The following is a 26,477-nucleotide window of genomic DNA, read 5'->3' as shown; positions in this document are numbered from 1 at the left end:
GGTCAACCCAAGACGGCGCTGGCGGCGGCAATCGCCGTCTCGGTGCCGGCGTCGTCGATGTCCAGATGCCAGACCAGACGCACCCGCGTCGGCGACATCGCATAGCCGCGCACGCCCCGATCCGCCAGCGCGGCAACGATATCGGCAGCGGATCGACCGACAGCGCCGGCGTCGAGCATGACGATATTGGTCTCGGCGGGCGCGGCCAGCAGGGCCGGGTCGATCTCGGCGATCGCGCCCGCAAAGCGTGCGGCCCGGTCGTGGTCGTCGCCGAGGCGCACCAGGTTGTGGTCGAGCGCATACAGGCCGGCGGCGGCGAGGATGCCGACCTGGCGCATCCCGGCGCCATAACGCTTGCGCCAGACCCGCGCCGCCGCCATCGCGTCCGCCGACCCGACGAGCACCGAGCCGACCGGCGCGCCCAGCCCCTTGCTCAGGCAGACGCTGACCGTGTCAAACAATTGCCCGTATGCCGCCAGCTCCACCCCGGTGGCGACGTGCGCGTTCCACAGCCGCGCGCCGTCGAGATGCATCCGGACGCCGTGCTGGAGGGACCCCTCGCGGATGGCCTGCAACGCGTCATACGGCGTGATGGTGCCGCCGGCGAAGTTGTGCGTGTTTTCCAGCGCGATGAGCGCGGTCGAGACCTGGTAGGCATCGGCGATCGGGGTCATCATCCCCAGCACGACAGCGGGGTCGGCTTTGCCGTCCGGCGCCGACCAGGTGCGGGAGGTGATGCCCGAAAAGGTCGCTCCCGCACCGAGTTCCGCGCGCAGGATGTGTGCGAGCGAGTCGGCGATCAACTCCCGGCCCGGTCCGGTGTGCAGCCGGATCCCCAGCTGGTTGGCCAGCGACCCGGTCGGCGCAAACAAGCCGGCCTCGTGGCCGAGCAGGCCGGCGACCCGCTCCTCCAGCGCCCGGACGGTGGGGTCCTCACCGAAGACGTCATCGCCGACGTCGGCGCCCGCCATCGCCTGGCGCATGCCCTCGCTGGGACGGGTCAGAGTGTCGGACAGCAAGTCAACCGTGATCTCGGCCATCGCCTCCCCGCTCTCAGTCGCCGAGCATCTCGGCGACCACGAAGGCCAACTCGAGACCCTGACGGTGGTTCAGGCGCGGATCGCACACGCTCTCATAGCGTTTGGTCAGGTCGGCGTCGAGGATCTTGGCGGCCCCACCGATGCACTCGGTGACGTCGTTGCCGGTCAGCTCCACATGCATCCCGCCCGGCACGCTCCCGAGCCCCCGGTGGACCTCGAAGAAGCCACGCACCTCCTCGACGATGTCGGCGAAGTCGCGGGTCTTGAAACCAGCCGAGGACTCAAAGGTGTTGCCGTGCATCGGATCGCAGATCCAGGTCGCCACCGAACCGGCCGCCTGGGCCGCCTCGATGATCGGCGGCAGCCCATCACGGACCTGGCGGGCGCCCATCCGGGTGATGAACGTCAGCCGCCCCGGCGTGCGATCGGGGTCGACCAGATCCATGACCTGCTCGACGTAGCCGGCGCTCGCCGTGGCCGACAGCTTCACCCCGACCGGGTTGTGCACCCGCGTCAGGAAGTCGATGTGCGCCCCGTCGAGTTGCCGGGTGCGCTCCCCCACCCAGACGAAGTGACCGGAGGTGTCATAGAGCCTGCCGCTGCGCGAGTCGACCCGGGTCAGCGGCCGCTCGTAGTCGAGGATGAGCGCCTCGTGGGCGGCGAAGAACTCGGTCGACTTCATCTTCTCGAAATCGGCGCCGCAGGCGATCATGAACCGCATCGCCTTGTCGATGTCGTGCGCCAGCCGCTCGTATGCCGCATTGGCCGGCGTGGCGATAAACCCCTTGTTCCAGTCGTGCACGTGCCGCAGGTCGGCGAAGCCGCCGGTCGTGAAGGCCCGCACGAGGTTCAACGTCGCCGTGCTCGCGTGATAGGCGCGCACCAGGCGCTGCGGGTCGGGGTTGCGGGCCTCCGGGGTGAACTCGAAGTCGTTGACCATGTCGCCGCGGTAGGCCGGCAGGCTGGCCTCGCCCCGGGTCTCGGTGTCGCTGCTGCGGGGTTTGGCATATTGCCCGGCCATCCGGCCGACCTTGACCACCGGCACCGAGGCGCCATAGGTCAACACCGCGGCCATCTGCAGCAGGGTCTTGACCCGGTCGCGGATATTGTCCGCGGTCGCCGCGGCGAAGGTCTCGGCGCAGTCGCCGCCCTGCAGGACGAACGCCTCCCCACGCGAGGCCGCCGCCAGGCGGTCACGCAGGACGTCGCACTCGCCGGCAAAGACGATCGGCGGCATGATCGACAGGGTGTCGACCGCCTGCTTCAGCGCAGTGTCGTCGGGCCAGACCGGCTGCTGCGCTGCCGGGCGCGCGGGCCCATCGAGCAACAGACTCATCGGTTCGGCGGTGGCGGTCACCGGACAAGGATAGGCGCCACGTGGCGGCGCCCCGAGGCGTGTCGACATGACGGACAGGGCCGCCACGACGGACAGGCTCCCCCGCGGCGTATCGCAGCCGGGGTGTCCTCAGCGCGGTTCGTCCAAGCCGCGCTCGATGGCGAAGCGGGTCAGCTCGACCCGGTTGTGCAATTGCAGCTTCCCGAGCGTGTTCTGGACGTGGTTTTGGACGGTGCGGTGGGAGATGACCAGCTGCTCGGCGATCTCCTTGCTCGACAGCCCGACGGCAACCAGCCGCAGGATCTCCACCTCCCGGTCGGTCAGCTCCGGGACCGGCCGGGAACTCTCGGCCGGTGGCTCGGCCGCCAGTTTGCGGAACTCGCCGAGAACGAGTCCGGCCAGGCCCGGGGTGAAGGTCGCGCGGCCGGCGGCGGTCTCGTGGACCGCATCGAGGATCTCCTCCCGGGTCGCGGACTTGACGAGATAGCCGGAGGCGCCGGCCTTCATCGCCGCGAGCACATCGGCCTCCTCGCCGCTCGCCGAGAGGATGAGCACCTTGGTGCCCAGCCCACTGACCTCGGCGCACACATCGGCCCCGTGCAGGCCGGGGAGGTTCAGGTCGAGCAGCAGGACGTCGGGGCGGGTCGCCTTGGTCCGGCGCACCGCCGCCGGCCCGTCGGGGGCCGTGGCGACCACGTCCATCCCGGCCTTGGCGAGGTCCTCGGCGAGGGCATCGCGCCACAGGGGGTGATCGTCGGCGACGACGACGCGCAGGGTCATGAGTGGCTTCCAGTTCTCATCGGGTGCCTCCCGTTGCTCGAGGTCGAGCCAGGGGCTGCAACTCCTTGGGGGCCCGCAGGCTGACGCAACAGCCCTTCCCCGGCGATGAGGACCACTCGGCGCTTCCGCCGAGCTCGCTGAGCCGGCCGCGGATGCTCGCGGCGACGCCGAGGCGCCCCTGGGCGGCGGCCTCGGCGAGCCGGCCAGGCGGCATACCAGACCCGTTGTCCCGCACGGTGATTTCCACGTCGGCGCCGAGATCCTCCAGCAGCACCCAGGCGCGCGCGTCGTCGCCGGCGTGCCGATAGACGTTGTCGACGGCCGCCGCGACCGCGGCCGCCAACTCCGCGCAGCGCTCGGCGGGAAGCTCGACCGGCGAGCCCGGCAGGCTGACCGAGACGGTGCTCGATTCCAGGGCCCGCAGGCGGGCGCCGAGTTCCTCTCGAGCGCGTCCGGCGGGTATGCCGCGACCGACCGTCACCAACGCCCGCAGCGAGCGCTCCTGCTCCCCGGCCATCTCAGCCAGCTCCACGCCCGGACCACCGATCTCCCGGCCCCGGCGGTGGATATAGCTCAACGTCTGGAGCACGCCGTCATGGACGACCCGCGAGAGCCGCTCGCGTTCGGCATACGCCTCCTCGGCCCGAACCGAGGCCTCGAAGAAGCCTTGGCTCTCGCGGGCCAGGCGCGCGGACAGGCCGATCAGCGAGCCGACGAGCAGCAGCAGGACGATGTTGTGCATCGTCCCCTGGTTGACCCGACCCACCTCGACGATATCGGCGAGCGCCACCACCAGGGCCGCCGCGATCCCCCAGCGCTCCCCGCCCTTGATCGCTGCGGCGACGACGCCGGAAGCCGACCAGATGCTCGGGAGCGTCATCGCTCCTGCCACGATGCCGGCGCGCGGATAGGCCCAGGTGGTGGCCAGGATCCCGGCGACCGCCAGGCCCACGTCGACGGCCACGCTGGGCCAGGTGATCGTGCGCCAGATGATGGTGACGAGGGTCCAGGCCCCCAGCCCGGCGAGGACGGCCACGGCCACCGCTGGCCGGTTCATGTCCTCGACGTGCAGCCAGGCCATCAGGGCGGCATACGCAAGGGCCAGCGGGCGGAAGGCGGTCAACCCGCGCGTCATCGCGCCGACCACGACGGGCTCGGCACGCACCGCCGTCAGCTGGCCTTGCGGGCCGTGTAGTCCTCCACCGGAGCAGTACCCGAGTCGGACGGTGTCACGATGTGTGGATCGCTCGGTGGCTCGATCGCGGTCACCAGGCGCGGCTCGCCGCCGCGGGAACGGCCACCGTGCAGCAGCCGCTTCTTGTGGCTGGAGGCATAGACGTCGACGTAGTCCTGTCCGGACAACAGCATCAGCTGATACATGATCTCGTCGGTGACCGAACGCAGCACGAACCGGTCGTCGGCCATGCCCTCGTAGCGGGAGAAGTCCAGGGGCGCACCGAAGCGGACCGTCACCGGCGTCAGCTTGGGCACGACTTGACCGGTGGGCTGCGCCTCGCCTGTGCCGACCATTGCCACCGGGATCACCGCAACCTTGCCCTCCAGGGCGAGCCGGGCCACCCCAGTGCGTCCGCGATAGAGCCGGCCATCGGGGCTGCGGGTTCCCTCGGGGTAAATGCCGAGGAGTTCACCCCGCTGCAGCACCTCCAGACCCGCGTGCAAGGCTCCGTCGCTGGCGCGCCCGCCGGAGCGATCGACCGGCACCTGGCCGGCGGCGCGGAAGAACGCCGCGGTCAGCCGACCCTTCAGCCCTCGGCCGGTGAAGTAGTCGGCCTTGGCGAGATAGGTGACCCGGCGCGTTCCGGCAGCGCCTAGGAAGAAGGAGTCGGAGAACGAGAGGTGGTTGCTCGCCAAGATGGCCGGGCCCTGGGTGGGCACGTGTTCCAGCCCCTCGACGTCGAGCTCAAAGAGCCGTCGAAGGAACGGCCCGAGCAGGACCCACCGCAAGAGCCAAAAGACCAAGACCAGCCACCTCCACGACGTGTGCCGCCCGAACTCTACGGCACCTGGCGGGCCCGCGATGGACGCGCGCACTTTCGCTGGACGTGTCGGACATGCGAGGATGGGCGTGGGGATAATCACTGTCCTCGTGGAGCGGCCTGGCGGCCGCAGGCCGTGGCAAAGGAGTCGACCCCGTGCGCGAGCAAGAGCCCCGCTTGCACGACGATGACTTCGACCAACGGTTCGCCGAGATCATCGCCTCCCTCGAGCAGGATCCCGACTTTGCCCGCGACGCCGACCCGCAAGCTATCGACGCCCCTCCCGCCGATCGCGCGCCCGGCGACGCCGAACGCGCCGTCGGTGACGCTGGGCGTGAGCCGGTCCCCCAGGAGCGCCCCGGCGGCGCGTCGGAGACCCTTCTCGGCGAGACGATCCCGGTGTGGCGCGGCGCCTACGGCCCGACGTTCGACGAGGCGCTAGACGCCGAAGACGACGAGCACTTCATCCCGCCGCCGCCCGCGCCGCTGCCTCCGCAGGACGACCTCCACTTCTGGGCGATGCTGCTTGGCCTGATCGGGGGGCCGCTAATCCTGGTGTGGCTGGTCGTCTTCAACCCCAACGTCGGCGAGTGGTGGACGTGGTTGTCGCTGTCCATGTGCGTCGGCGGCTTTGTCCTGCTCGTCCTGCGCGGTCCCCGCGAGCGCGGTCCCGGCAACGGTGCTGTCGTCTAAGACACCCAGCCTCGGATGTGCCGCGTCAGCTAAGAGCTTGTGACGAAATAACTTCGTTTTAGGGGGTTGGGACGGCTACGGTTGTGGTATGTCCACGTCCGCGGTGTCGGTGTCGGAGTCGGAGTCGTTGGCGCGCCGGTATGCGGTGGTGGCGCCGCATTTGTCGGAGTTCCAGCGTCGGTTGTGGCTTGGGGCGGAGGCGGCCGAGTTCGGCGCCGAGGGCGTGGCGGTGGTCGCCGCGGCGACCGGAGTGGCGGCGGACACGGTGCGCCGGGGTCGGGCCGAGGCCAGTGGTGGGGTGGAATTGGCGCCCGGCCGCTCGCGCCGCCCGGGCGGTGGGCGCAAGCGGGTTGAGGCCCATGATCCTTCGCTGGCAACGGATTTCGATGCGTTGATCGAACCGGCCACGCTGGGGGATCCGATGTCGACGTTGCGGTGGACGAGTAAGTCGATCCGGACCTTGACCCGGGAGTTACGCGCGAAGGGTCACCGGGTCAGTGATCATGTGACCCGCAGGTTGCTGGCCGAGGGCGGCTACTCGCTACAGGCCAACGCCAAGGTCCTCGACGGGAGCCAGCACCCGGACCGGGATGCCCAGTTCCACTACCTGGCCGACGCGGCAGCGGCCCATCAGGTCAGCGGGGACCCGGTGATCAGCGTCGACACGACGAAGAAAGAACTCATCGGACCGTTCAAGAACCCCGGTCGGGAATGGCACCGGGCCGGCCAGCCGGAACGGGTCAACGTCCACGACTTCGCCGACAAAGACCTCGGCAAGGTCAACCCCTACGGCGTCTACGACGTCGCCCACGACGCCGGCTGGGTATCGGTCGGGGTCGACCACGACACCGCCGCGTTCGCCGTGCACACCATCGAGACCTGGTGGCAGCGGGTGGGATCCGCGGCCCATCCCGGGGCCACCCGGCTGCTGATCTGTGCCGACGGCGGCGGCTCCAACGGCTACCGAAACCGGCTGTGGAAGAAGGAACTCGCCGACCTCGCCACCCGGACTGGGCTGACCATCACCGTCACCCACCTACCCCCCGGCACCAGCAAATGGAACAAAATCGAACACCGCCTCTTCGCGCACATCTCCATGAACTGGCGCAGCCGCCCACTGACCAGCCACGAAGTCGTCGTCAACACCATCGCCGCGACCACCACGACCACCGGCCTGCACGTCGACGCCGACCTCGACACCAACCCCTACCCCGCCGGCATCAGACCCGGATCCGCGAGTAGCTTGCGTGTGGGTTGGGCGGCCAGTGAACGGCGGATAGATTTTGTGTTGTGGCAGTGTGTTTTTGGGTGCGGGCAGCGCGGATGGCCCGGTGGCGCTCGGGTGGGCGGGTCTTCGGGGTCCTGGGTCGTCGGGGCAGGGGCGCGGCGGGTTAGGCCGCGGTGGGTAAGGCCCGGATCCGGGCCAGGACGGTGGGCAGGAGCTGGCGGTCGGGCGGCAGCCGCAGGATCAGCTGGCGGCCGTGGCGGACTATGCGGGCTGGGACGCAGAGCAGTTCGTGGCGTAGGCGGGCGCCGTGGGCGCGGTGACGCTGGTCGATCCCGGTCAGGGCTTGCAGCAGAACGGAGATGTTCCCGGCGAGCAGGGCAGCCCACATCCACACCGTGTTGATGGCGTGGTCGCCCGACGGCAGATGCCGCAGCGCGGCCCCGAGTTTGGCTTCCCGGATCCGGTCCTCAATGTCGGTGCGGCGGCGGAACCAGGACTCGACCTGCGTGATCGAGGCAACCGGTGCGGCCGCCTCACCCGGCTCCGCCGGCTCCGCCGGCTCGGCCGGCTCGGCCGGCTCGGTGGGGTTGGCCGGGTGGTCGTTGGCGGGGATATTGGTGACGATGAAGGAGACCGCGTGGGCGTGGGTGGCCGCGCCCTCCAAGGCGAGGGTGAGTTGGTTCTTCTCGATGGTGCGTCGACGCCGTGAGCGGGGGTCGTCGGAGATGTCCTCGGCCTCGATGCGGACCCGGCGCACGATGGTGTACGTGTGCGGCGGCCACCCCTGCGGGGCGTAGTCGACCGCGGCGACCTGCGCGCCGGGCATCCCCTCCGCCGCACCCCAGGCGTCCTCGGGGATGGCGGCGTAGGCGCGCCACATCGCGGTGTTCCGTTTCGCGGCGATGGCGAAGTCACACCCGGCCGCCACCGCGGCGTGGGCCAGGTCGGCGGTGAAGTAGCCGGCATCCGCGCGCACCCGCAACCGATCCCAGTCGGCCGCGGCCGAGCGGATGTCCTCGGGGATCCCGGCCAGGGTGCGGCGCAGCAGGTCAGCGGCCCGGGGCCTCACATCCTCATTCCCCGCGAGCAACTCCGCGGCCAGGGTCAGCCCGGCCTCGGCCCAGGTCCCCAGATGCGGACGGCCCGCGCGCTGACCGTGATAGTTGTAGGCCACGCCCTGCTTCGTCGGCCCGTACACCTCCACATCGGTGGAATCCAAGTCCACCGTCACCGCCGCGGCCAGCACCGCCCGGCGGGACGCCGGCAACAACCCGACCGCATGACCGGTCAGGTCCGCGACCGCACTCTCCAGGCCGGCCAGCTGCGCCGGCCCGAACCGGCGGGCCAACCCCGCCGCCGTGCTCGAGGCCAACACCGGCACCGCCGACAACGCGGACCCGGCCACATCCTGGCGCTGCCGGTCCAACGCGGCCAGCACATCCCCGCCGAGCAGCTGGCACTGCGCCAGCGACACCAGCACCTGCCCGGCCGTCGCGCCCCGCTCCCGCTCCTTGATCGCACCGATCCCCCGGTCCAGGCGCCCGACCAGATCCAGTTTCTCGATGAACTCCGCGAGCGCTGCCACCCCCGAGGTCCCGGTCAACGACGGATCCGGCGCGCCGATCCGCACCCGCTTCCGCACCCGGCCACGACCACGTACTCTCTTCACCGACAAGGTGCTTCTCCTCGCTGGCCAATCGAAGGCTTCGTAACCCCGATTCTCCCAGTAGGACAAGCACCTTCGTCACATCACACGCCGATCACCCCACCACTACTCGCGGATCCGGGTCAGAATCGCCGACACCGTCATCCCCGACCTCGAACGCCGCGGAATACTCCACCGCCACACCTTCCACGGGGAATGGAACTACACCCTCTACCCCGACACGCCCGACCCAAACTAGCTTAATTCCTCACAGGCCCTAACTGAGCGACGTCAACTAACTAACTGCTGCTAGACCCTATGGGGGTTGGCGAGTGTTCCGGGTGTTCGGTCTCGGCAAGGTTCCATTCGCCGGCGCGGGTGATTGTCTGCCATCGCTTGTCGGTGTCAACGTCGTTCATGCTCGCTGCGCTGCGCGTGCTCCACGTTGACTCCTCTGGCGCGTTGGCAGGTTTGGCCCGGGTCCGGTGAGTGGATGATCTTGTGGGGGTTGTGCCCGGAGCCTCGCGTATGCCACAACTCGGGGATCACCTGGCCAGAAGGGCTGGCTGGTGGCCGATGGATAGGAGGCTCCGGTGTTTACCGAGCGTACAAGTCTTGGGTTGGATGTCCACGCCCGGTCGGTGCGGGCGGCCGCGATCGACACGAGGACCGGTGAGGTGATCGAGCGGATGGTCTGGCCGCGGACCGTGGATGTGGTCGGGTTCGTCACGGATCTGACGCGGCAGCATGGTCCGGTGCTGGTGACCTATGAGGCGGGCCCGACCGGGTATGGCCTGGCGCGGGGGTTGCTAGCCGCTGGTCACCGCACGCAGGTGGCGGCTCCGTCGAAGTTGTTGCGTCCGAGCGGGGAGCGGGTTAAGACCGACCGGCGGGATGCGATGTTGTTGGCGCGGTTGGCCCGCAATGACGACATCGTCGCGGTGACCATCCCGACGCCGGCGCAGGAATCGGCCCGGGATCTGGTCCGGGCCCGCGAGGATGTCCGGGCGGCGTTGATGAGCGCCCGCCACCAGCTGTCGAAGTTGTTGCTGCGGCACGGCTATGTCTACCTGCAGGGCAAGGCCTGGACCGGTGGCCATGACCGGTGGCTGCGCCGGATCGGCACGCACGAGCTGGGGGCTGACGGCGTGGGGACACGGGCCGCGTTCGATGATGGCTACACCGCGGTCACCCAGCTCCTGGCCCGCCGCGACCGGCTCGATGAGCAGATCCTGGCGTTGGCCGCGGACAGCGAGTACACCGCGATCACCCGACGGTTGGGGTGCCTGCGGGGGATCTCGACACTGACGGGGTTCGCGTTAGCGGTGGAGATCGGGGACTGGCACCAGTTGACCGGGTCCTCGATCGGCTCCTACCTCGGGCTGGTGCCGTCCGAGTCGTCCTCCGGCGCCAGCCGGGTCCAAGGAGGGATCACCAAGACCGGCAACAGCCACGCCCGGCGGCTGCTGATCGAGGCCGCCTGGCACCACAAGAAGGCCTACACCCCCGGGAAAACCATGCAGCAACGGTGGGCGCTGGCACCGGCCGTGGCCGCTGAACGCGGTGACGCCGGCAACCGGCGGCTGCACCGGTCCTGGCAGCGGATGACCGCACACAAGAAACGGCACACCGTCGCCAACACCGCCATCGCCCGCGAACTGGCCGGCTGGTGCTGGTCTTTGGCCACCATGGACACCTAACCACACACCACGCCTCGTTCACGGAACACCCCTGGTGTCCGGGCAGCAGCGCGAGGAGAGAACCAGCGAACCTGCTATGAGTAACCCCGAGCCTTGCCGGGGCGACGCTCGACCCTAGACCAGCCGAGACTCTCCAGCCGAAACCAGGGCCCTGCGGTAACCAACCCGCGTATATCAGACTGACCGCGCGTCGATTGACACGCTGTCTCCCGGCCACCACTTTCCGATGAACGACGAAGCGGGGTCCCCTCCGGCCAGAGAGGACCCCGCTTCACCCTGCCACTTGACAAACGGGCCCTACATATCAGCAGGGGTTCCACGCTTCCCAATAGGTTGCAAGGTATGGGTAGGTCGACTAACTGCTGCTAGCAGAAGTTAGTTGGGAATGCCGGAGTTAGTTGGGAATGCCGGCAGGTTGATGTCCACCCAGGTGGGCCGGTGGTCGCTCGCGGCGGCAAGGTCGGCGGCGTCGAACTCGACACTCTCGTGTGGCAGGACCTCGATCTGCGGCGAGGCAAAGATGACGTCGAGCATCGTCCGAGGCGCACGCGAGGGGAAGGTCGGGCCTGCCGGCGAGATCAGCCGCAACGAGGTCGCGATCAGCTGCCAGGCCCGCCCGTCGGCGTCCTCGTTCAGGTCGCCGCAGAGGACGACCGGGGTCCCCGGCCCGATGGTGTCGAGGATGTGCTGGGCGTGGGCGGCCCGCTCCAGCGGCCGTAGGCTCAAGTGAACGGAGGCCACGGCGACCGGCAGGTGCCCGGGCGGGGCGACCTTGACGAGCGCGAACCCTCGGGTGCGCTGCGCGAGCGCGACCCGAAGCCGGAAATGGTGGGATTCGCGCACCTGCACCCGCAACGACGTCAAGATCGTCGTGCCGCCGCTGCCGCGGTGATCCCCCGACCACACCAGCCCACAGTCGGCGGCGAACAGCCCGACGCGGGTGCGCGAGAACAACCGCCGCGGCACCTCCTGCAGACAGAGCACGTCTGGCCGGATGGCCCGGATAACGCGGGCGGCGGCGGCCCGGTCGTCGAGGAAGTCGCGGGTGTTGTAGCTCGCAATCCGGATCCGCCTCATACGTCCTGACCGCTCGCGGTCAACCGGGCCAGATCGGCGGCACCGATCAACCCCGCCTCGTTGCCGAGCGAGGCCACGACGATGACGGCCTCGGGGCGATAGCCGCGGCCGGTCAGATGACGCCGGAAGGTCGTGCGGGCCGGCCCGAGCAGCAGATCCCCGGCTGCGCTGACGCCACCACCGATAACGAAGATCCCGGGGTCAAAGGCGGCCGCCAGGTCGGCGATGCCGACACCGAGCCAGTGGCCGATGTCGGCGAGCAACTCGACGGCAATCGGGTCACCCTCACGAGCCGCATCGGTGATCAACGGCCCGGTGAGCTTTTGCGGATCACCGCCGACCCGCTCGGCGAGATCCCGCACCACCGGCGAGTTGGCGGTCATCAGGCTGCGTGCCTCCCGCACGAGCGCATTGCCCGAGGCGTATTGCTCCCAGCAGCCGCGATTGCCGCATTCACAGCGTTGCCCATCGGGGACGACCTGCATGTGGCCGAATTCCCCGGCGATGCCAAACCTGCCGCGAATCACCTTGCCGCCCATGAGGATCCCGCCACCGATACCGGTGCCGAGGTTGACCATCATCACGTGCTCCTCGCCGCGGGCGGCGCCGAACTTCCCCTCGGCCCACACAGCCGCGTTGGCATCGTTGTCGATGAAGATCGGCAGGTGGATCCGCTTGGCGAGCGCGTCCCGCAGCGGCTCATTGCGCCAGGACAGGTGCGGCGAAAAGACGATTGTGGCTCGGTCGGCGGCCACGAAACCGGCCGCACCGATCCCGACCGTGGCCACCGACTGCTCGGCTCGAGCGAGCAACTCCTCGACGACGCCGACAATCGTGTCCTCGACGACCTTGGGGCTCTTGGAACGCTCCGGGGTGTCGGCTCCGGCCCGGTCGAGCACGCGCCCCTCCCGGTCGACGGTCCCGCCGGCGACCTTGGTCCCGCCGATGTCGATGCCGATGCTCAACGCGGAGGCGATGGGGTTCATTCGGGGTCCTCGTCGGTCACCGGGATGTCGAAGGTCTGCCCGGATCTGCTGGCGCTGGTCTGCGGGTGGGCTGGTGTCTCCGGAGCGTAGCCGGGCGGCACCACGCGCTCACGCAGGTGGGCGCCCAACTCGCTGAGCGCCTGGGCGAGCAAGGTGATCGCCACGGTCAACCGGTCGACGGCGGCGGGGTCGACGGCGCGGACGGCCTCGACGCCGCGGCATACGGGACACCACGTGCACGATGGTGGGTGGTCGCCCGAAGACGACTGGCTCTCGCGCAGCGCCGCGAGGAGGCGGACCGCCTCGTCCACGAGCGAGTCGGTCGCCGCCTTGGGGTCACCCGCCTCGGTCATCGCGGCCACTGGGCCGGATCGGGGACAAAGCCCACGGTCAGCGCCCCGGAGCGGACGCGGGCACTGACGACCGTGCATCGAGTCAACACTGCGGGCAAGGTGACGATGCGGCGGTGATCACCCACGGTCAGGACGAGTTCGTCCTCGCGCCGCTGCAGTCCCACCTCCCGGGCGGTGGTCAACGGCAGCGGCAACGCGAGGGTGTATCCCTCGGTCGTGCGATCGACCCGCATCGTGCGCGTTGCCACGGCGTCGAGGACGTGGCCGGTCAGGGCCTCGTCCTGCCACGCGGCCGCCAGGCCTGCCAGCGCGTCGGGCCCGACCGGCTCCTGGGGCAAATAGGGGGCCCGAATGACCGGGAGGCCATCGAAGGACTGGCTGACCTCGGCGATCCCCGCGGTTTGGGCCCGATTCCAGGACGCGAGCCAGTCCGCTGCCGCGCCGGCCTCACCGGCCGCACTTGGCGGCAGCACCTTGTTGACATAGACGGCGTCGACGGCATAGCCATACAAGCTCAGCGAGGTCCACGTGCGACGCGACTCGGCGATGACGACGGCTTCGGGAGTCATCACCAGGCGCACGGACGCGCGCGGGCTGGCCAAGATCTCATGCACGCCGAGCATGTCCTCGTATGCCGCCCGGATCACCTCCAGGAAGCGCACATCCGGCAGCGGGATGCCGAGCGCGGCGGCGGCGGCCGGACGAGCGGCCCGCCGCAGTCCCACGGTGCCGGGGATCATCCGCCCCAGATGCCAGGCGATGCTCTCCGGCAGGGCGAGCATCCGCAGCGTCTCTGCCGTGGGCGCGCAGTCGACGATCACCAGATCCCACCGGCCGGAGCGCACCTGGTCGCGCACCTCAAGGAGCGCAGCGATCTCCTCCGACCCCGGCAGGGAGGTCATCTCCTCCGCGACAAGCGGGTCGACCCCCAGGCTCGACAGGGTGCTGGCGAGATAGTCGTGGACGATGGTCCACGACCCGTCGAAGTGGGCCCGGCCGCTGGCCTGGAGGGCGTGCAGGCACGGCTCGATCGACACCGGACCGGTCGAGCCCGAGGCGCTCAGGTCTCTATCGAGGGCATCGCCGAGGGAATGGGCCGCGTCGGTGGACAACACGAGCGTGGCCGCACCGCGGCGGGCGTTGGCCAAAGCGACGGCGGCAGCGGTCGTGGTTTTGCCGACCCCACCCTTGCCGGTGAACAGCAGGATGCGGGTCTCGGGGCTGGGCGTGGGGCTGGCGGCAGCGACGGCGGGGGATGCGCTCAGAGCGACTCGACCCGCTTCTTCAGTCCGGTCAGCGCGGTGTCGATGATGACCCGTTCGGCCTTGCGCTTGAGCATCCCCAGGACCGGGATCTTCAGGTCGACGGTCAGCTCATAGGTCACTTCGGTCCCCCCGTCGTCGATAGCGCGCAGAGTATAGGTCCCGTCCATCACTTTCAGGACGCTCGCCTCGACCAGCCGCCACGACACCGACCCGGTCCCGTCGTCGGTGACATTCCAGTCGTAGTCGAGGGTGTAGGTGTCCTTGATGATTCCGGCGTCCATGGTCAGCCGGGCCCGATCGGGCCAGCCGTCGCCCTCCTCGGTCAGGACGACGACGTGGGTGATTTCTCCCGCCCACTCGGGATACACCTCGAGGTCGGCGATGACGTCGAGCACCGATCCGGCCGCCGCAGCGATCGTGATCGAGGCCTGCGTGCTGTCTGCCATGACAGGAGACATTACCGTCGCCGGTTGCTTAGGCTTGACCTGGAGTGATCCCAGCACAGCAGCCAGCTGCGCCGGGGCTCGCGGCCGTGTTCCTCGTTCGTCTCGTTTCGCCCCGGCAGGCCCAGGAGTTGTCAGTCATCGTGTCCGAATACAGCGCGCCCATGCTCGTTGACGCCAATCCCAGCGACAGCCTGGCCGATCTCCCGGGGCGCAACGCCGCGGCCGATCCACAGGCGATCGCCTTCTCCCGCAAGAGCGGCGGCGGCTGGCTGGATGTGTCTGCGGCTCAGTTCAACGCCGAGGTGCGGGCGCTGGCCAAGGGCCTGATCGCCGCGGGGCTCAACCCCGGCGACCGGGTGGCGATCATGAGCAAGACCCGCTACGAGTGGACCCTCGCCGACTTCGCTGCGTGGAGCGCCGGGCTGATCCCGGTCCCGATCTACGAGACCTCCTCAGCCGAGCAGGTCACCTGGATTCTGGCCGATTCCGGCGTGCGTGCCATCATCGTCGAGACACCCGCTCACTCGGCCCTCGTCGACTCCATTCGCGGCGAAGTCCCGCAGCTGACCCAGGTCTGGCAGATCGAGGCCGGCGACCTGGACGCGCTCGCGGCGACCGGAGACCAGGTCAGCGACGCCGACCTCGACGAGCGGGTCGCGTCCCTGGACCGCGCCAGCGTGGCCACCGTCATCTATACCTCCGGCACGACCGGGCGTCCCAAGGGCTGCGAGCTGACCCACGGCAACTTCTTGACCCTCGCCGAGCAGGCCACGGAGTCGCTGGCCGTCGTCGTCCGCGCCAACGGCGCCTCGACCTTGCTTTTCCTGCCCTTGGCCCACGTCTTTGCGCGGTTCATCGAGGTGCTGGCCGTCGTGGCGCAGTGTCGGCTGGGCCACAGCAGCGATATCGCCAACATCCTTGACGATTTCGGGTCTTTCAAACCGACCTACATCCTGGCGGTCCCCCGCATCTTCGAGAAGATCTACAACAAGGCCGAGCAGACCGCGCAGGTTGGCGGCAAGGGCAGGATCTTCGCGATGGCCTCGGCCACGGCCATCGCGTATTCGCAGGCCAAGGACCATCCCCGCGGCGCGCGCCCGCTGCTGCGGGTGCGGCACCTGGTCTTCGACCGGCTCGTCTATGCCCGGCTGCGCTCCCTGATGGGCGGGCAGGTGCACTATGCCGTCTCCGGCGGCGCGCCGCTGGGCTCCCGTCTCGGGCACTTCTTCCGCGGCATCGGCGTCACCGTGCTGGAGGGCTACGGCCTGACCGAGACGACCGCACCGGCCACGGTGAACGTGCCCGACAAGATCAAGATCGGCACCGTCGGCGCCCCGCTGCCCGGAGTGACGATCAAGATTGCCGACGACGGTGAAATCCTGATCAGCGGGGTCGGAGTCTTCCAGCAATACCGCGACAATGCGGCCGCCACCGCCGACGCGCTCGACGACGGCTGGCTGCGGACCGGCGATATCGGCGCCCTCGATGACGACGGCTACCTGAGCATCACCGGCCGCAAGAAGGAGATCCTCGTCACGGCGGGCGGCAAGAATGTCGCCCCCGCAGTCCTGGAGGACCGGTTGCGCGCCCATCCCCTGGTCTCCCAGTGCATCGTCGTCGGCGACCAGAAACCGTTCATCGGTGCGCTGCTCACCCTTGATGAGGAGATGCTCCCCGGCTGGGCACAGACCAAGGGACTCGGCGAGCTGACCACGGACGCGGCGCGCACCGACAACGTGGTGCTTCAGGAGTTGCAGCAGGCGGTCGACGACGCCAACAAGGCGGTCTCCAAGGCAGAGTCGATCCGCAAGTTCGTCGTCATCCCGGGCGACTTCACCGAGGAGAACGGCTACCTCACCCCGTCGCTGAAGCTGAAGCGCACCGTTGTCACCTCGGACTTCGCGGACGAGATCGCCGAGTTGTACTCCTGACCGCCGCAGTGCGCCGCACCGCCAGCCGCCGCCCCCGCAGCGTCCCCGGCCGGGCGGCGCCGCCCACCGCGCTGCTCCTCGCGCTCGCCTGGGTGGCCTACTTCGGAGTGCTCCAGTGGAGCGTCGTCCGCTTCCGCATCAGCATCGTCCTCACCTTGACGGTGACCGCAGCGCTGCTCGCCTGGTGGCTGCTGGCGCGCGCCAAGGTCGTGCTGGACTCGGGCGCGCTCGCCGTGGGTGTGCTCGGCAGCGTGCCGATCACGCTCGCTGTCCCCCTGTTCAGCTATGTGCCTGACCGGATTGAGCTGCGGCTGCGCCTCCTCGAAGCGCTGACGGCACTGGTGTGTGCGATCACGCTCGTCCTGCTGCGCCGGCCCACGCTCGCCTGGGCGTGCGCGGTGATCTCGTATGCCGTGGTCGGCGCCGCCGTCATCCGAGCCGATCCGGCCCCGCGGATCGATGTCTGGGTGACGCTGCAACAGGCGGCCGATGCCTTGGTCGACGGCGTGAACTTCTATTCGGTCACCTGGACCGGCTCCCCGGGCGTCAAGGATGCCTTCACCTATCTGCCGTGGAGCGCCGTGCTCTTGGCTCCCGGCCGGCTCGTGGCCGGCGATGTGCGCTGGATGATGCTCGTCTGGATGCTCCTGGCCGCTGTCGGGCTGCTCTTGATCGGCCGGACCAACACCGCCGAAGGCGTTGCCGCCCGCACCTGTGACGCCGTCGTCCGAGCCAACGCCGTCGCGGGTCAATCCAATGAGGTCGCGGTCCAAGCCAGTGGCGTCGCCGGCCAAACCGATTGCGCCGTCGTTGACACCGCTGCCGAGGCGACTGATCGAGCACGGTGGACCGCGGCTGCGGTCACGGCCTTGGTGTTGCTGGCTCCAGGGACCCTGACCCAGGTCGATCAGGCCTGGACCGAGCCGCTGCTCTTTGCCGCCCTGGTCTGGTGGGCGCTGCTGCTGGTCCGCGACCGACCCTGGTGGGCAGTCATCCCGCTGGCATTGGCGTGCGCGAGCAAACAGCATCTCGTCCTCCTGCTCCTGGTGCTGCTGGTGTGGCGACCCTTCGGTGTCGCGAAGGTGATGGCCACGGGCGCGCTCACCAGTTTGCTCATCGCTCCCTGGTTCGTCACGGCTCCCGCGGACTTCGTGCATGACACTCTCACCTTCTTGATCGACTTCCACCCCATCCGTTTTGCCAACACGTGGTATCTGCTGGCGCTCAACACCTGGGGAATAGCCCCACCGTTCTGGATGACCGGCGTCATCGTTGCCGGCACGCTCGCCCTCGCGATGCTCACCATCCGTCGTCACGACCCCCCGCTCGGGACCGTGCTGCGGTGGTCGGCGCTCGTGCTGCTGGTGGCCAATCTGGTCAACAAGCAGGCCTTCTACAACCAGTACTGGCTGGTCGCGGCCATCGTCGGGCTCTCCCTCGTGGTGGACGCGGCGACCCTCACCCACAGGTTGACAGACAGGTTCACCCCGCCACCCGACGATCGGGCCGATTCGGTCGTGCCCGAGCCGCGGCCGCGACCTGCGGGGTGATCAAGCCCGCCCCCACCAGTGCGGTGACTGCGGCCCGCTCCGCGCGATCTAGCGGCACGGTCTGCTCGGCTTCGTCGGCGTCACGTTCGGCCCGCTCAGACACCGGTGCCGGGCCACGAGAGCGCAACTCGACGAAGGCGGGCAGCACGCACGTGTGACAGTAGGCCGCCGCTCGCGCGCTGCCCTGGATGGGGCAGCCATCGCATCCAATCCACATGGCGGATCACTCCTTTACTGACCTTCACTGACCTCGGCGGCCGATCACCACCGCTCGCATCGCACGCTAATCGCCCCCACCGACAACCCCTGCCGTCGCAGCGCTCGGGGCGGACGTGACGTGATCCTCAACGGGCTACGGCTCACCCTCGCTCGTGAGGGGTTGTCGGTGCCCACGCCTACCCTCGCGTGCCATGACGGTCACCTCCTTGCCAGCTCCCGGCGCCAGCCCCGACATGCTCCCCTTCGAGGAGGCCGTCGCCGGGACCCCGCTGCACCAGGTCACCTTCGTCGTCGTTGACCTGGAAACGACCGGCAGCAATAGCGCCGAGGACCGCATCACCGAGATCGGCGCCGTCAAGGTCTGCGGCGGCGAGGTCCTCGGCCAGTTCCAGACCCTCGTCAACCCGCACCGGCCGCTGCCGCAGGTCATCACCGTCCTGACCGGCATCACCGATGCCATGTTGGCCGGCGCCCCCCGCATCGAGGCCGCCCTGCCGGCCTTCTTGGAGTTCGCCGCTGGAGCCGTTCTCGTCGCCCACAACGCCCGCTTCGACACCGGCTTCCTCAAGGCCGCCGCCCGGGCCACCGGCGCCCGCTGGCCCGACCCCGTCGTCATCGACACCGTCCACCTCGCCCGTGCCCTCGTGACCCGCGATGAGGCACCCAACCACCGTCTCGCCTCACTGGCCCGCCTCTTTCACGCGGCCGTCGTTCCCGACCACCGTGCCCTGCACGACGCACAAGCCACGGTCGACGTCCTTCACGGCCTGCTCGGACGCCTCGGCGGCCTCGGCGTGACGACCCTGGAGGAGTTGAGCGGCTACTCGCGGCGGGTCCCGCAAGAGCGGCGACGCAAACGACATCTGGCCGACGGCCTGCCCGACGCACCCGGGGTCTACCTGTTCAAGGACGGCGCCGGCCGGGTCCTCTATGTCGGCACCTCCGTGGGCATCCGCACCCGGGTCCGGTCCTATTTCACCGCCTCCGAGCAACGCCCGCGCATGGGCGAGATGCTCCGGCTCGCCGAGAGCGTCACGCCGATCGTGTGCGCCACCGCGCTGGAGGCGCAGGTGCGCGAGGTGCGCCTGATCGCCGAGCACAAACCGCCCTACAACCGGCGCTCGCGGCATCCCGAGAAGGCGTTCTGGGTGACGCTCACGACCGAGCCCTTTCCGCGGTTGTCCGTCGTGCGGCAGATCTGCGGTGACCCAGCTCATCTCGGCCCGTTCGCTTCCCGCGCCGCTGCCCAGGACGCGGTCGCCGCCCTCCACGATGCCGTCGAACTGCGGCAATGCACCCACCGCATCCCCGTTGGGCGAGCCTCACCCTCGTGTGCGCTCGCGGACATGGGCCGGTGTCCGGCGCCGTGCCTGGGCACGTTGACGCCGGCGGACTATGCCCCGATCGTCGACCGGACCAGCGGCGCGCTACGCGGCGATCCCGGCCAGTTCATCGATCGCCTGCACCACCGGATGACGGACCTGGCGACGCAGGAGCGGTACGAGGACGCCGCGACAGTCCGCGACCGGCTGAGCACGCTCGTGCGCGGGCTGACCCGGGCCCAACGCATCGCCCCGCTCGCCCGGGCAGCGCTGTTGCTCGCCGCGCGGCGCAACCCGCTCGGCGGTTGGGAGATCATCTGCGTCCGTCACGGCCGGCTGGCCGGCAGCACGCGTAGTCCCCGCGGCGCCGATCCGATGCCCTACGTGGCGGCCCTGCGAGCCAGCGCCGAGGATGTGTTTCCCCCGGCCGGCCCGACACCGGCCGCCGTCGTCGAAGAAACCGAGAAGGTGCTGCGCTGGCTCGAGGAGCCGGGAGTGCGGCTGGTCGACGTCGACGGCGAGTGGAGCTGCCCGGTCGGTGGAGCAGCCAAGTTCGCCCAGCTGCTTGACCATGGGCTCGACCGGTCGCAGCCCCCCTAGCATGGGAGCCATGATCACCGCCATCGTCCTGATCAACGCCGAAGTCGACCAGATCCCCGAGGTGGCCCAACAGATCGCCGATCTTGACGGTGTCACCGAGGTTTATTCGGTGACCGGCACCGCCGACTTGATCGCCATGGTGCGAGTGCGCCATCACGACGACATGGCCACGGTCATCGCCGACCACCTCAACAAGGTGCCCGGGGTCCGCAGCACCGACACCCATATCGCCTTTCGCGCCTACTCCAAGCACGACTTGGAGGCGGCGTTCAGCCTCGGGATCGAGTAGTCGGCTGGTAGTCGGCTAGTCCGCGTTTGCGGCCACGGCGCGGGTCGCCTCGATCCAGCGGTGCAGGGCGTCGGCGGCGGCCCCCGAGTCGATCGTCTGCGCCGCCTCCTGCACTCCGTTGCGGATCGAGGCGTGGATCGCCGCCGTGGTGACCGCGTCGTCGGGGACGGCACCTGAGGCCAGGGCGATCGCGGTTCCAGCGTTGAGCACGACCGCATCGCGAACCGGACCGGGCTCGCCGCCCAGCAGAACGTGCACGACGGCAGCGTTGTGCGCCGGATCGCCCCCGCGCAGCGACTCCAGCGGTGATCGAGCCAGGCCGACATCCTCCGGGCTGATCACGTGCTCAGTGATCGCCCCGCCGGCCACCCACCACAGCCGCGACGGGGCCGCGATGGTCAGCTCATCCAGCCCGTCATCGCCGCGGAAAACCACGGCCGAGCGGCCGCGGCCGGCGAAGACACCCGCGATGAGCGGTGCCATCCGCGCGTCCGCGACGCCGACTGCGGCATACGTGGGCTGGGCGGGATTGGTCAGCGGGCCCAGCGAGTTGAACACGGTCGCGACCCCCAGTTCGCGCCGGGTCGGCGCGGCGTGCCGCATCGAGGGGTGGAAGGCCTGGGCAAAGCAGAAGGTGATCCCCGCTCGATCGACCACGGCCCGCACCTGCTCAGGGGTCAACGTCAAGTCGACCCCGAGACTCTCGAGGACGTCGGCCGCCCCGGAAGACGACGACGCCGCCCGGTTGCCGTGTTTGACCACCCGTAGGCCGGCTCCCGCCAACACGATCGCCGACATTGTCGAGATGTTGACCGTATGCGCGCGGTCCCCGCCGGTTCCGACAATGTCGATGCTCGGCTCGGCCACCCCAAACCGGTGGGAGTGTTCGAGCATGACATCGGCGATAGCGCGCAACTCGGCGACCGTCTCACCCTTGGCCCGCAACGCCATCAAGAAGCCGGCCACCTGGGAGGGGCTGGCATCACCGGACATGATCTGGTCCATCGCCCACCCCGCGCTCTCGGGCGTCAGGGCCTGGCCGGCAAGCAATGCGGTGAGCACATCGGCCCAATTGGTCCCAGGCGAGGCACCCGGTGCGGTCATCGCTGCCTCGCTAGGAGGTCGATGCCAAGGCCTGCTCGATCCCCGCGCACACGGCCAGGGCATCGATCGGCTGCGGCACTGCCGCATCGGCCAGCGACCACGCCGCCAGCCAGACGTCTTGGGGCCGGCCGGTGAGCAGCAACACCGGCGGGCAGTCGTAGATCTCGTTCTTCAGCTGCCGGCACAAGCCCATCCCACCGGGCGCGGACTCGCCGTCGAGGATCAACAGGTCGAACGACCCGTTTTCGACCGTCTCGATGACCGCCGGCATCGTTGCGCATTCGTGCCACGAGTCCACGCGTAGATCCTTGCTCGGCCGACGGCCGACAGCCGCCCGAACGGCATCCCGAGTCGTGATGTCGTCGCTATACAGCAGGATCGACAGGGCGCGGGGGCCGGCCGCGGCGGCGGGCTCGGCAGAGGGATGAGTCAGTGCGCTGGACGCCATGACAACCAGCCTACTGGCCGGGCCCGAAACTGCGACGCAACAGTTATCGGGGGGTCGGCTGCGCCCGCGAAACGTTTACCGACATAATGACGCCGTGGCCACTGCATCCGCGCTTCCATCCGGCTCGTCCGCACATCCGCCGGGCCATGCGGCCCTGGCGCCCGCGACCCGACCCAATCTGGTCTCGGTGGGGACGATCGTCTGGCTCTCCAGCGAGCTGATGTTCTTCGCCGGACTGTTCGCCATGTACTTCACGATTCGCGAAGTGCGTCCCGATCTGTGGGAGCAGCACACGCAAATCCTGAACGTGCCGTTCGCGACCGCCAACACCATCGTGCTCGTTGTCTCGTCGGTGTGGTGCCAGCTCGGCGTCTACAAGGCCGAGCACGGCCAACCGGCCCGGACCGGCAGCCTGTTCAATATCGCCGGCTGGGGCATGCGCGAGTGGTATGTCCTGACCTACATCTTCGGCGCGATGTTCATCGCCGGCCAGGTCTTCGAATACGCCCACCTGGTCCACGACGGCATCACGCTGGCCTCGGATGGCTACGGCTCGGTCTTCTACATCACCACCGGCTTCCACGGAATGCACGTGACCGGCGGGCTGCTGGCCTTCCTCCTGATCATCGGACGCACCTTCACCACCCGGCATTACAGCCACGCGCAGGCGACCGGTGCCGTCGTGACCTCCTACTACTGGCACTTCGTCGACGTCGTGTGGATTGCCCTGTTCGCGACGATCTACTTGCTCAAGTGACCCCGGTCGATCAGCAACGGAAGGACAACGAGTGAACGCACTGGCCAGCCGCCGGCGTCATCCCGCGGCGATCGCACTGCTGCTGCTCTTCGGGTTGATTGCCACCGGCTCCTTGTATGCCGCCTTGGCCCCCAAACCCGCCGTCGCGGCGGAGGCGAGCGCCGACCAGGTCGACGAGGGCCGTCAGCTCTTCCTCACCAACTGCGCGAGTTGCCATGGCACCGGGGCGCTGGGAACCGACGAGGGCCCTAACCTCGCTGGCGTCGGTGCGGCCGCGGTGGACTTCCAGATGGGCACCGGACGGATGCCGCTGGCCGGACCCGGCGTGCAGGCGCCACGCGTCCCGGCAAGCTTCTCCGAGGAGCAGATCGCCGCGATCGGCGCCTATGTCGCCTCCCTGGCCCCCGGCCCGGCCGTTCCCTCGGAGGAAGAGACCGACTACACCAAGGGTGATCCCGGTCGAGGTGGGGAGATCTTCCGCACCAATTGCTCGATGTGCCATAACTCGGCCGGCGCCGGTGGTGCGTTGACCCGCGGCAAGTACGCCCCGGGCCTGAAGCACGCCGACGCCAAGCACATCATCGAAGCCCTGCTCACCGGCCCACAGAGCATGCCGGTCTTCAACGATAAGAACCTCTCCCCCGAGGCAAAGCGCGATGTTGTCGCCTACCTGAAGGTGATGCAGGACGAAGGTAACCCCGGCGGGATGGCGCTCGGCTCGCTCGGCCCAGTGCCGGAGGGTCTGGTTGCCTGGATCTTCGGCCTCGGCATACTCATCGGTTCTGCGTACTGGCTCGGACAGAAGGGCGCCTAAGGCGATGGCGGACGGTCACAACCTCGACACCGACAACCCCGACGCGCACGGCTCGACCGTGGTGCGGCTTGATGAGGGCCACCACGTCGGTGATGGCGGCATCCCGGCGCAGTTCACCAACCCGGGCCTGCCGCCTCATGTGCCACGGATGTCCGATCTCGACGATAAGGGCGCCAAACGCGCCGAGCGTCAGGTGGCGGGGTTGTTCCTGCTCTCGATGCTCGGCACCCTGGTCGCTCTGGTCGCCTACTTCGCCTTCCCGGCAAGTCACCGCAGCTGGATTCCCGGCCTGGGTCACGTCTCGACAATCAACCTGCTCCTCGGGATCGGCATCGGTCTCGGCCTCTTGGGTATCGGTCTGGGGGCCGTGCACTGGGCCAAGACGCTGATGCCCGACGAGGAGACCGTCGAGATGCGTCACCCGATGCGCAGCAGCGACGAGGCGCGCGCCGGCTTTGTCGACACCATGCGTGCGGGTGGCGAGGAGAGCCAGCTCTTCCGGCGGCCGCTCATCAAGGCCACGCTGGGCGGCGCACTGGGCCTGTTCTCGCTGCCGCTGCTCGTGCAGCTGGTCGGCAGCCTCGGCCCGCTGCCCCACAACCGCTTGTCGGTGACGTACTGGAACGGCCCGCCCCGCGAGGACGCCGACGGCAACCAGGACCGGATCTTCGAACGTCCCCGGCTGGTCACCGATCCCGAAGGGCTGGAGATCAAGGCCGAGGACGTCACGATCGGGTCGGTCTATCACGTGCTCCCCAAGGGACTGCTCGAACTCGAGCACGGCATGCTGGAGGAGAAGGCCAAGGCTGCCGTGCTGCTGATGCGGCTCGACCCGTCGGATTTCAAGTCCACCCCGGAGGGGCAAAAGGCGCTCTCCTGGAGCCATCAAGGCATCGTCGCCTACTCCAAAATCTGCACCCATGTCGGGTGCCCGGTCGGCCTGTATGAACGCACCACGCATCATCTGCTGTGCCCCTGCCACCAGTCGACTTTTGATGTCACCGACGACTGCAAGGTGATCTTCGGCCCCGCGAGGCGACCGCTCCCGCAGCTGAAGATCACCATTGACAAGCAGGGCTACCTCATTGCCGAACAGCCCTTCGACCAGGCAGTCGGCCCGAGCTTCTGGGAGCGTGGATGAGCGCGGAATCCATGGACAACATCCGGCCCGCCGATCGCCTGCGGGAAGGGGATTCTCCGGCGACCCCACCGCCGTCGGCGGGGGCCAAGCGGCTCGGCGGGGTGGTCGGCTGGGTCGATGACCGGCTCGGCCCGGCCAAGGCCGTCAACTACTTGATGAAGAAGGTCTTCCCCGACCACTGGTCGTTCATGCTCGGCGAGATCGCGATGTATTCGATGATCATCTGCCTGCTGACCGGTGTCTTCTTGACCTTCTGGTTCGTCCCGAGCGCCGGGCATGTCCCGTATGACGGGTCCTACATCCCGTTGCAAGGCGTGCACATGTCGGAGGCGTATGCCTCGTCGCTGAACATCTCCTTCGATGTCAAGGGCGGTCTGCTCATCCGGCAGATGCACCACTGGGCCGCGTTGATGTTCATCGTCGCATTGTCCGCGCACATGCTGCGCGTCTTCTTCACCGGCGCCTTCCGCAAGCCGCGCGAAATGAACTGGATCATCGGCTGCATCTTGTCCTTGCTCGCCCTCCTAGAGGGCTTCATGGGCTACTCGCTCCCCGACGACCTGCTGTCCGGAACCGGCATCCGCGCTGCCCAGGGCTTCATGCTGTCGGCCCCCGTTATCGGCTCGTATCTTGCCTACATTTTCTTCGGCGGTGACTTCCCCGGCGAGGCGATTATCCCCCGGCTCTATGGCCTGCACGTCCTGCTCCTGCCAGCCCTATTGATCGGGCTGTTCACCGCCCACATCGTCATGGTCGCGGTGCAGAAGCACACCCAATACCCCGGTCCCGGGCGCACCAACGACAATGTCGTCGGGTTCCCGGTCATGCCGGTGTATGCCGCCAAGGCCGGCGGGTTCTTCTTCATCGTCTTCGGCTTCACCGCCTTGTTGTCGGCCCTGGTCCAGATCAACGCCATCTGGGTCTATGGCCCCTACGATCCGTCAGCAGTGACCGCCGGCTCCCAGCCCGACTGGTATATGGGCTTCGCCGACGGCGCCTTGCGGCTGTTGCCCGGGTGGCTGGAGTTTGAGGCGTTCGGGTTCACGTTCAGCTTCAACGTCTCCATCGGGGCGCTGATGCTGATCCCGGTGATGTACGGGATCATGGCGATCTATCCGTTCATCGAGGCCTGGGTCACCGGCGACAAGCGGGAGCATCACCTGTTGGACCGTCCCCGCAACCAGCCGACCCGCACCGCGCTCGGAGTCGCGGCCCTCACCTTCTATGGCGCCCTGTTGTTTGCCGCCGGCAACGACATCATGGCGATCAAACTGCATATGTCGATCAACGACATCACCTACTTCTTCCGCGCCGGCGTCTTCATCTTGCCGATCATCGCGTTCTGGGTGACTCGCAGAATGTGCCTGAGCCTGCAACGCGCCGACCGCAACCTCGTGCTGCACGGCCGCGAGACCGGGCGAGTCGTTCGCACCGCCGACGGCAAGTTCTTCGAGCTCCACGAGCCGCTTGACGACTACACCCGGTGGCCGTTGGTGCAGCAGGAGCGGCAAGTCCCGCTCGAACTCGGCTCGGGCGTCGATGCGCACGGTGTGGCCGATCGCAGTGGCCGCTCGTCCAAGCGCCGGGCCCGGTTGTCGCGGTTCTACTTCGGCCAGCACGTCGACCCGGTGACCCCGGAGGAGCTGGCCGCCGCGCATCACGACGGTCACGCCCACGAGGCCATTGAGGCGGGGGAAGGTTCCCGGGCCGGGCACGCACTGAGGTCGACCGGCACGCACTGAAGGCTGTCGGCCGC

General features: G+C 68.8%; 23 protein-coding genes and 1 pseudogene. 11 read left to right on the top strand and 13 right to left on the bottom strand.

What is annotated here, in order from left to right; translation table 11 throughout:
• Nucleotides 1–2: 2 nt before the first annotated feature.
• From V9G19_RS05005 to V9G19_RS04985, 5 genes are read right to left on the bottom strand one after another with little or no spacing between them, the layout of a single operon-like run.
• Nucleotides 3–1,040, bottom strand: a complete 1,038-nt coding sequence (locus tag V9G19_RS05005; RefSeq protein WP_462284391.1) for a threonine aldolase family protein — start codon at nucleotides 1,038–1,040, stop codon at nucleotides 3–5.
• Between the two features lie 13 nt (nucleotides 1,041–1,053).
• A complete protein-coding gene (locus V9G19_RS05000) occupies nucleotides 1,054–2,445 on the bottom strand; it encodes a class II 3-deoxy-7-phosphoheptulonate synthase (RefSeq protein ID WP_462285027.1) in 1,392 nt (463 codons plus the stop codon).
• Nucleotides 2,446–2,505: 60 nt separating this feature from the next.
• Nucleotides 2,506–3,156, bottom strand: coding sequence for a response regulator (locus tag V9G19_RS04995; protein WP_462284390.1), 651 nt, complete (start codon nucleotides 3,154–3,156; stop codon nucleotides 2,506–2,508).
• Nucleotides 3,157–3,172: 16 nt separating this feature from the next.
• Nucleotides 3,173–4,321, bottom strand: coding sequence for a MacS family sensor histidine kinase (gene macS / locus V9G19_RS04990; RefSeq protein ID WP_462284389.1), 1,149 nt, complete (start codon nucleotides 4,319–4,321; stop codon nucleotides 3,173–3,175).
• A gap of 5 nt (nucleotides 4,322–4,326) precedes the next feature.
• Nucleotides 4,327–5,136, bottom strand: a complete 810-nt coding sequence (locus tag V9G19_RS04985) for a lysophospholipid acyltransferase family protein (protein WP_462284388.1) — start codon at nucleotides 5,134–5,136, stop codon at nucleotides 4,327–4,329.
• 173 nt (nucleotides 5,137–5,309) lie between these two features.
• On the opposite strand from V9G19_RS04985, the gene V9G19_RS04980 reads away from it, so the two are divergent.
• Nucleotides 5,310–5,846: a hypothetical protein gene (locus V9G19_RS04980; RefSeq protein ID WP_462284387.1), complete on the top strand. Its 537-nt coding sequence runs from the start codon at nucleotides 5,310–5,312 to the stop codon at nucleotides 5,844–5,846.
• Nucleotides 5,847–5,934: 88 nt separating this feature from the next.
• Nucleotides 5,935–7,071: pseudogene (locus V9G19_RS04975) on the top strand (ISAzo13 family transposase); the annotation flags it as partial.
• A gap of 166 nt (nucleotides 7,072–7,237) precedes the next feature.
• Here V9G19_RS04975 and V9G19_RS04970 read toward each other — a convergent pair.
• The gene (locus V9G19_RS04970) at nucleotides 7,238–8,743 is read right to left on the bottom strand and encodes an IS1380 family transposase (RefSeq protein WP_462284386.1); all 1,506 of its coding nucleotides are present in this window, start codon (nucleotides 8,741–8,743) and stop codon (nucleotides 7,238–7,240) included.
• 569 nt (nucleotides 8,744–9,312) lie between these two features.
• Here V9G19_RS04970 and V9G19_RS04965 point away from each other — a divergent pair.
• Entirely contained in the window at nucleotides 9,313–10,419 is a 1,107-nt protein-coding gene (locus V9G19_RS04965; protein WP_462284385.1) for an IS110 family RNA-guided transposase, read from the top strand.
• Between the two features lie 375 nt (nucleotides 10,420–10,794).
• Here V9G19_RS04965 and V9G19_RS04960 read toward each other — a convergent pair whose 3' ends face one another.
• Genes V9G19_RS04960 through V9G19_RS04940 form a run of 5 tightly spaced genes read right to left on the bottom strand, consistent with a single transcriptional unit; the run spans nucleotide 10,795 to nucleotide 14,546 of the window.
• On the bottom strand, nucleotides 10,795–11,496 hold the full coding sequence (locus V9G19_RS04960; RefSeq protein WP_462284384.1) for an endonuclease/exonuclease/phosphatase family protein: 702 nt from the start codon (nucleotides 11,494–11,496) through the stop codon (nucleotides 10,795–10,797).
• A complete protein-coding gene (locus V9G19_RS04955; protein ID WP_462284383.1) occupies nucleotides 11,493–12,482 on the bottom strand; it encodes an ROK family glucokinase in 990 nt (329 codons plus the stop codon). Before V9G19_RS04955 ends, V9G19_RS04960 begins: the two co-directional genes overlap by 4 nt.
• Nucleotides 12,479–12,835, bottom strand: a complete 357-nt coding sequence (locus V9G19_RS04950) for a hypothetical protein (protein WP_462284382.1) — start codon at nucleotides 12,833–12,835, stop codon at nucleotides 12,479–12,481. Before V9G19_RS04950 ends, V9G19_RS04955 begins: the two co-directional genes overlap by 4 nt.
• Nucleotides 12,832–14,043, bottom strand: a complete 1,212-nt coding sequence (locus tag V9G19_RS04945; RefSeq protein ID WP_462285026.1) for an ArsA family ATPase — start codon at nucleotides 14,041–14,043, stop codon at nucleotides 12,832–12,834. The genes V9G19_RS04950 and V9G19_RS04945 overlap by 4 nt, the downstream gene beginning before the upstream one ends.
• Nucleotides 14,044–14,096: 53 nt before the next feature.
• Complete coding sequence (locus V9G19_RS04940) at nucleotides 14,097–14,546, bottom strand: SRPBCC family protein (RefSeq protein ID WP_462284381.1); 450 nt, start codon at nucleotides 14,544–14,546, stop codon at nucleotides 14,097–14,099.
• A gap of 140 nt (nucleotides 14,547–14,686) precedes the next feature.
• Between V9G19_RS04940 and V9G19_RS04935 the strand changes: the two genes are divergently transcribed.
• The 4 genes from V9G19_RS04935 to V9G19_RS04920 all read left to right on the top strand — a co-directional run bounded on the left by V9G19_RS04935 (nucleotide 14,687) and on the right by V9G19_RS04920 (nucleotide 20,457).
• Nucleotides 14,687–16,477 (top strand): AMP-dependent synthetase/ligase, encoded by a 1,791-nt coding sequence (locus tag V9G19_RS04935; RefSeq protein ID WP_462285025.1) that lies wholly within the window; start codon nucleotides 14,687–14,689, stop codon nucleotides 16,475–16,477.
• 8 nt (nucleotides 16,478–16,485) lie between these two features.
• On the top strand, nucleotides 16,486–18,027 hold the full coding sequence (locus V9G19_RS04930; protein WP_462284380.1) for a hypothetical protein: 1,542 nt from the start codon (nucleotides 16,486–16,488) through the stop codon (nucleotides 18,025–18,027).
• Between the two features lie 410 nt (nucleotides 18,028–18,437).
• Nucleotides 18,438–20,168, top strand: coding sequence for a DEDD exonuclease domain-containing protein (locus V9G19_RS04925; protein ID WP_462284379.1), 1,731 nt, complete (start codon nucleotides 18,438–18,440; stop codon nucleotides 20,166–20,168).
• A gap of 10 nt (nucleotides 20,169–20,178) precedes the next feature.
• The gene (locus V9G19_RS04920) at nucleotides 20,179–20,457 is read left to right on the top strand and encodes an Lrp/AsnC family transcriptional regulator (RefSeq protein ID WP_462284378.1); all 279 of its coding nucleotides are present in this window, start codon (nucleotides 20,179–20,181) and stop codon (nucleotides 20,455–20,457) included.
• Nucleotides 20,458–20,472: 15 nt separating this feature from the next.
• On the opposite strand, the gene trpD is transcribed toward V9G19_RS04920, so the two are convergent.
• Together trpD and V9G19_RS04910 are read right to left on the bottom strand one after the other, a co-directional pair.
• Nucleotides 20,473–21,561 (bottom strand): anthranilate phosphoribosyltransferase, encoded by a 1,089-nt coding sequence (gene trpD / locus V9G19_RS04915; RefSeq protein WP_462284377.1) that lies wholly within the window; start codon nucleotides 21,559–21,561, stop codon nucleotides 20,473–20,475.
• Nucleotides 21,562–21,571: 10 nt separating this feature from the next.
• Nucleotides 21,572–22,009 (bottom strand): response regulator, encoded by a 438-nt coding sequence (locus tag V9G19_RS04910; protein WP_462284376.1) that lies wholly within the window; start codon nucleotides 22,007–22,009, stop codon nucleotides 21,572–21,574.
• 94 nt (nucleotides 22,010–22,103) lie between these two features.
• Between V9G19_RS04910 and ctaE the strand changes: the two genes are divergently transcribed.
• Genes ctaE through qcrB form a run of 4 tightly spaced genes read left to right on the top strand, consistent with a single transcriptional unit; the run spans nucleotide 22,104 to nucleotide 26,463 of the window.
• Entirely contained in the window at nucleotides 22,104–22,766 is a 663-nt protein-coding gene (gene ctaE / locus V9G19_RS04905; RefSeq protein ID WP_462284375.1) for an aa3-type cytochrome oxidase subunit III, read from the top strand.
• Between the two features lie 31 nt (nucleotides 22,767–22,797).
• On the top strand, nucleotides 22,798–23,580 hold the full coding sequence (gene qcrC / locus V9G19_RS04900; protein WP_462284374.1) for a cytochrome bc1 complex diheme cytochrome c subunit: 783 nt from the start codon (nucleotides 22,798–22,800) through the stop codon (nucleotides 23,578–23,580).
• Between the two features lie 4 nt (nucleotides 23,581–23,584).
• Nucleotides 23,585–24,721: a cytochrome bc1 complex Rieske iron-sulfur subunit gene (qcrA, locus tag V9G19_RS04895; RefSeq protein WP_462284373.1), complete on the top strand. Its 1,137-nt coding sequence runs from the start codon at nucleotides 23,585–23,587 to the stop codon at nucleotides 24,719–24,721.
• The gene (gene qcrB / locus V9G19_RS04890; protein ID WP_462284372.1) at nucleotides 24,718–26,463 is read left to right on the top strand and encodes a cytochrome bc1 complex cytochrome b subunit; all 1,746 of its coding nucleotides are present in this window, start codon (nucleotides 24,718–24,720) and stop codon (nucleotides 26,461–26,463) included. The genes qcrA and qcrB overlap by 4 nt, the downstream gene beginning before the upstream one ends.
• Nucleotides 26,464–26,477: the final 14 nt, after the last annotated feature.

It is taken from the genome of Nostocoides sp. (assembly GCF_037045025.1).
Taxonomy (GTDB): Bacteria; Actinomycetota; Actinomycetes; order Actinomycetales; family Dermatophilaceae; genus Nostocoides_A.
Note: the sequence above shows the minus strand (reverse complement) of the source record. Positions and strands in the feature narration are given on the sequence as shown.

Excerpts from the sequence above, each read along its gene's own strand:
- V9G19_RS05000 (WP_462285027.1), bottom strand. The coding sequence starts at position 2,445 with ATGTCGACACGCCTCGGGGCGCCGCCACGTGGCGCCTATCCTTGTCCG.
- V9G19_RS04920 (WP_462284378.1), top strand. The coding sequence starts at position 20,179 with ATGATCACCGCCATCGTCCTGATCAACGCCGAAGTCGACCAGATCCCC.
- V9G19_RS04925 (WP_462284379.1), top strand. The coding sequence starts at position 18,438 with ATGACGGTCACCTCCTTGCCAGCTCCCGGCGCCAGCCCCGACATGCTC.
- trpD (WP_462284377.1), bottom strand. The coding sequence starts at position 21,561 with ATGACCGCACCGGGTGCCTCGCCTGGGACCAATTGGGCCGATGTGCTC.
- V9G19_RS04995 (WP_462284390.1), bottom strand. The coding sequence starts at position 3,156 with ATGACCCTGCGCGTCGTCGTCGCCGACGATCACCCCCTGTGGCGCGAT.
- V9G19_RS05005 (WP_462284391.1), bottom strand. The coding sequence starts at position 1,040 with ATGGCCGAGATCACGGTTGACTTGCTGTCCGACACTCTGACCCGTCCC.
- V9G19_RS04910 (WP_462284376.1), bottom strand. The coding sequence starts at position 22,009 with ATGGCGTCCAGCGCACTGACTCATCCCTCTGCCGAGCCCGCCGCCGCG.
- qcrB (WP_462284372.1), top strand. The coding sequence starts at position 24,718 with ATGAGCGCGGAATCCATGGACAACATCCGGCCCGCCGATCGCCTGCGG.
- V9G19_RS04955 (WP_462284383.1), bottom strand. The coding sequence starts at position 12,482 with ATGAACCCCATCGCCTCCGCGTTGAGCATCGGCATCGACATCGGCGGG.
- V9G19_RS04940 (WP_462284381.1), bottom strand. The coding sequence starts at position 14,546 with ATGGCAGACAGCACGCAGGCCTCGATCACGATCGCTGCGGCGGCCGGA.
- V9G19_RS04950 (WP_462284382.1), bottom strand. The coding sequence starts at position 12,835 with ATGACCGAGGCGGGTGACCCCAAGGCGGCGACCGACTCGCTCGTGGAC.
- V9G19_RS04960 (WP_462284384.1), bottom strand. The coding sequence starts at position 11,496 with ATGAGGCGGATCCGGATTGCGAGCTACAACACCCGCGACTTCCTCGAC.
- qcrA (WP_462284373.1), top strand. The coding sequence starts at position 23,585 with ATGGCGGACGGTCACAACCTCGACACCGACAACCCCGACGCGCACGGC.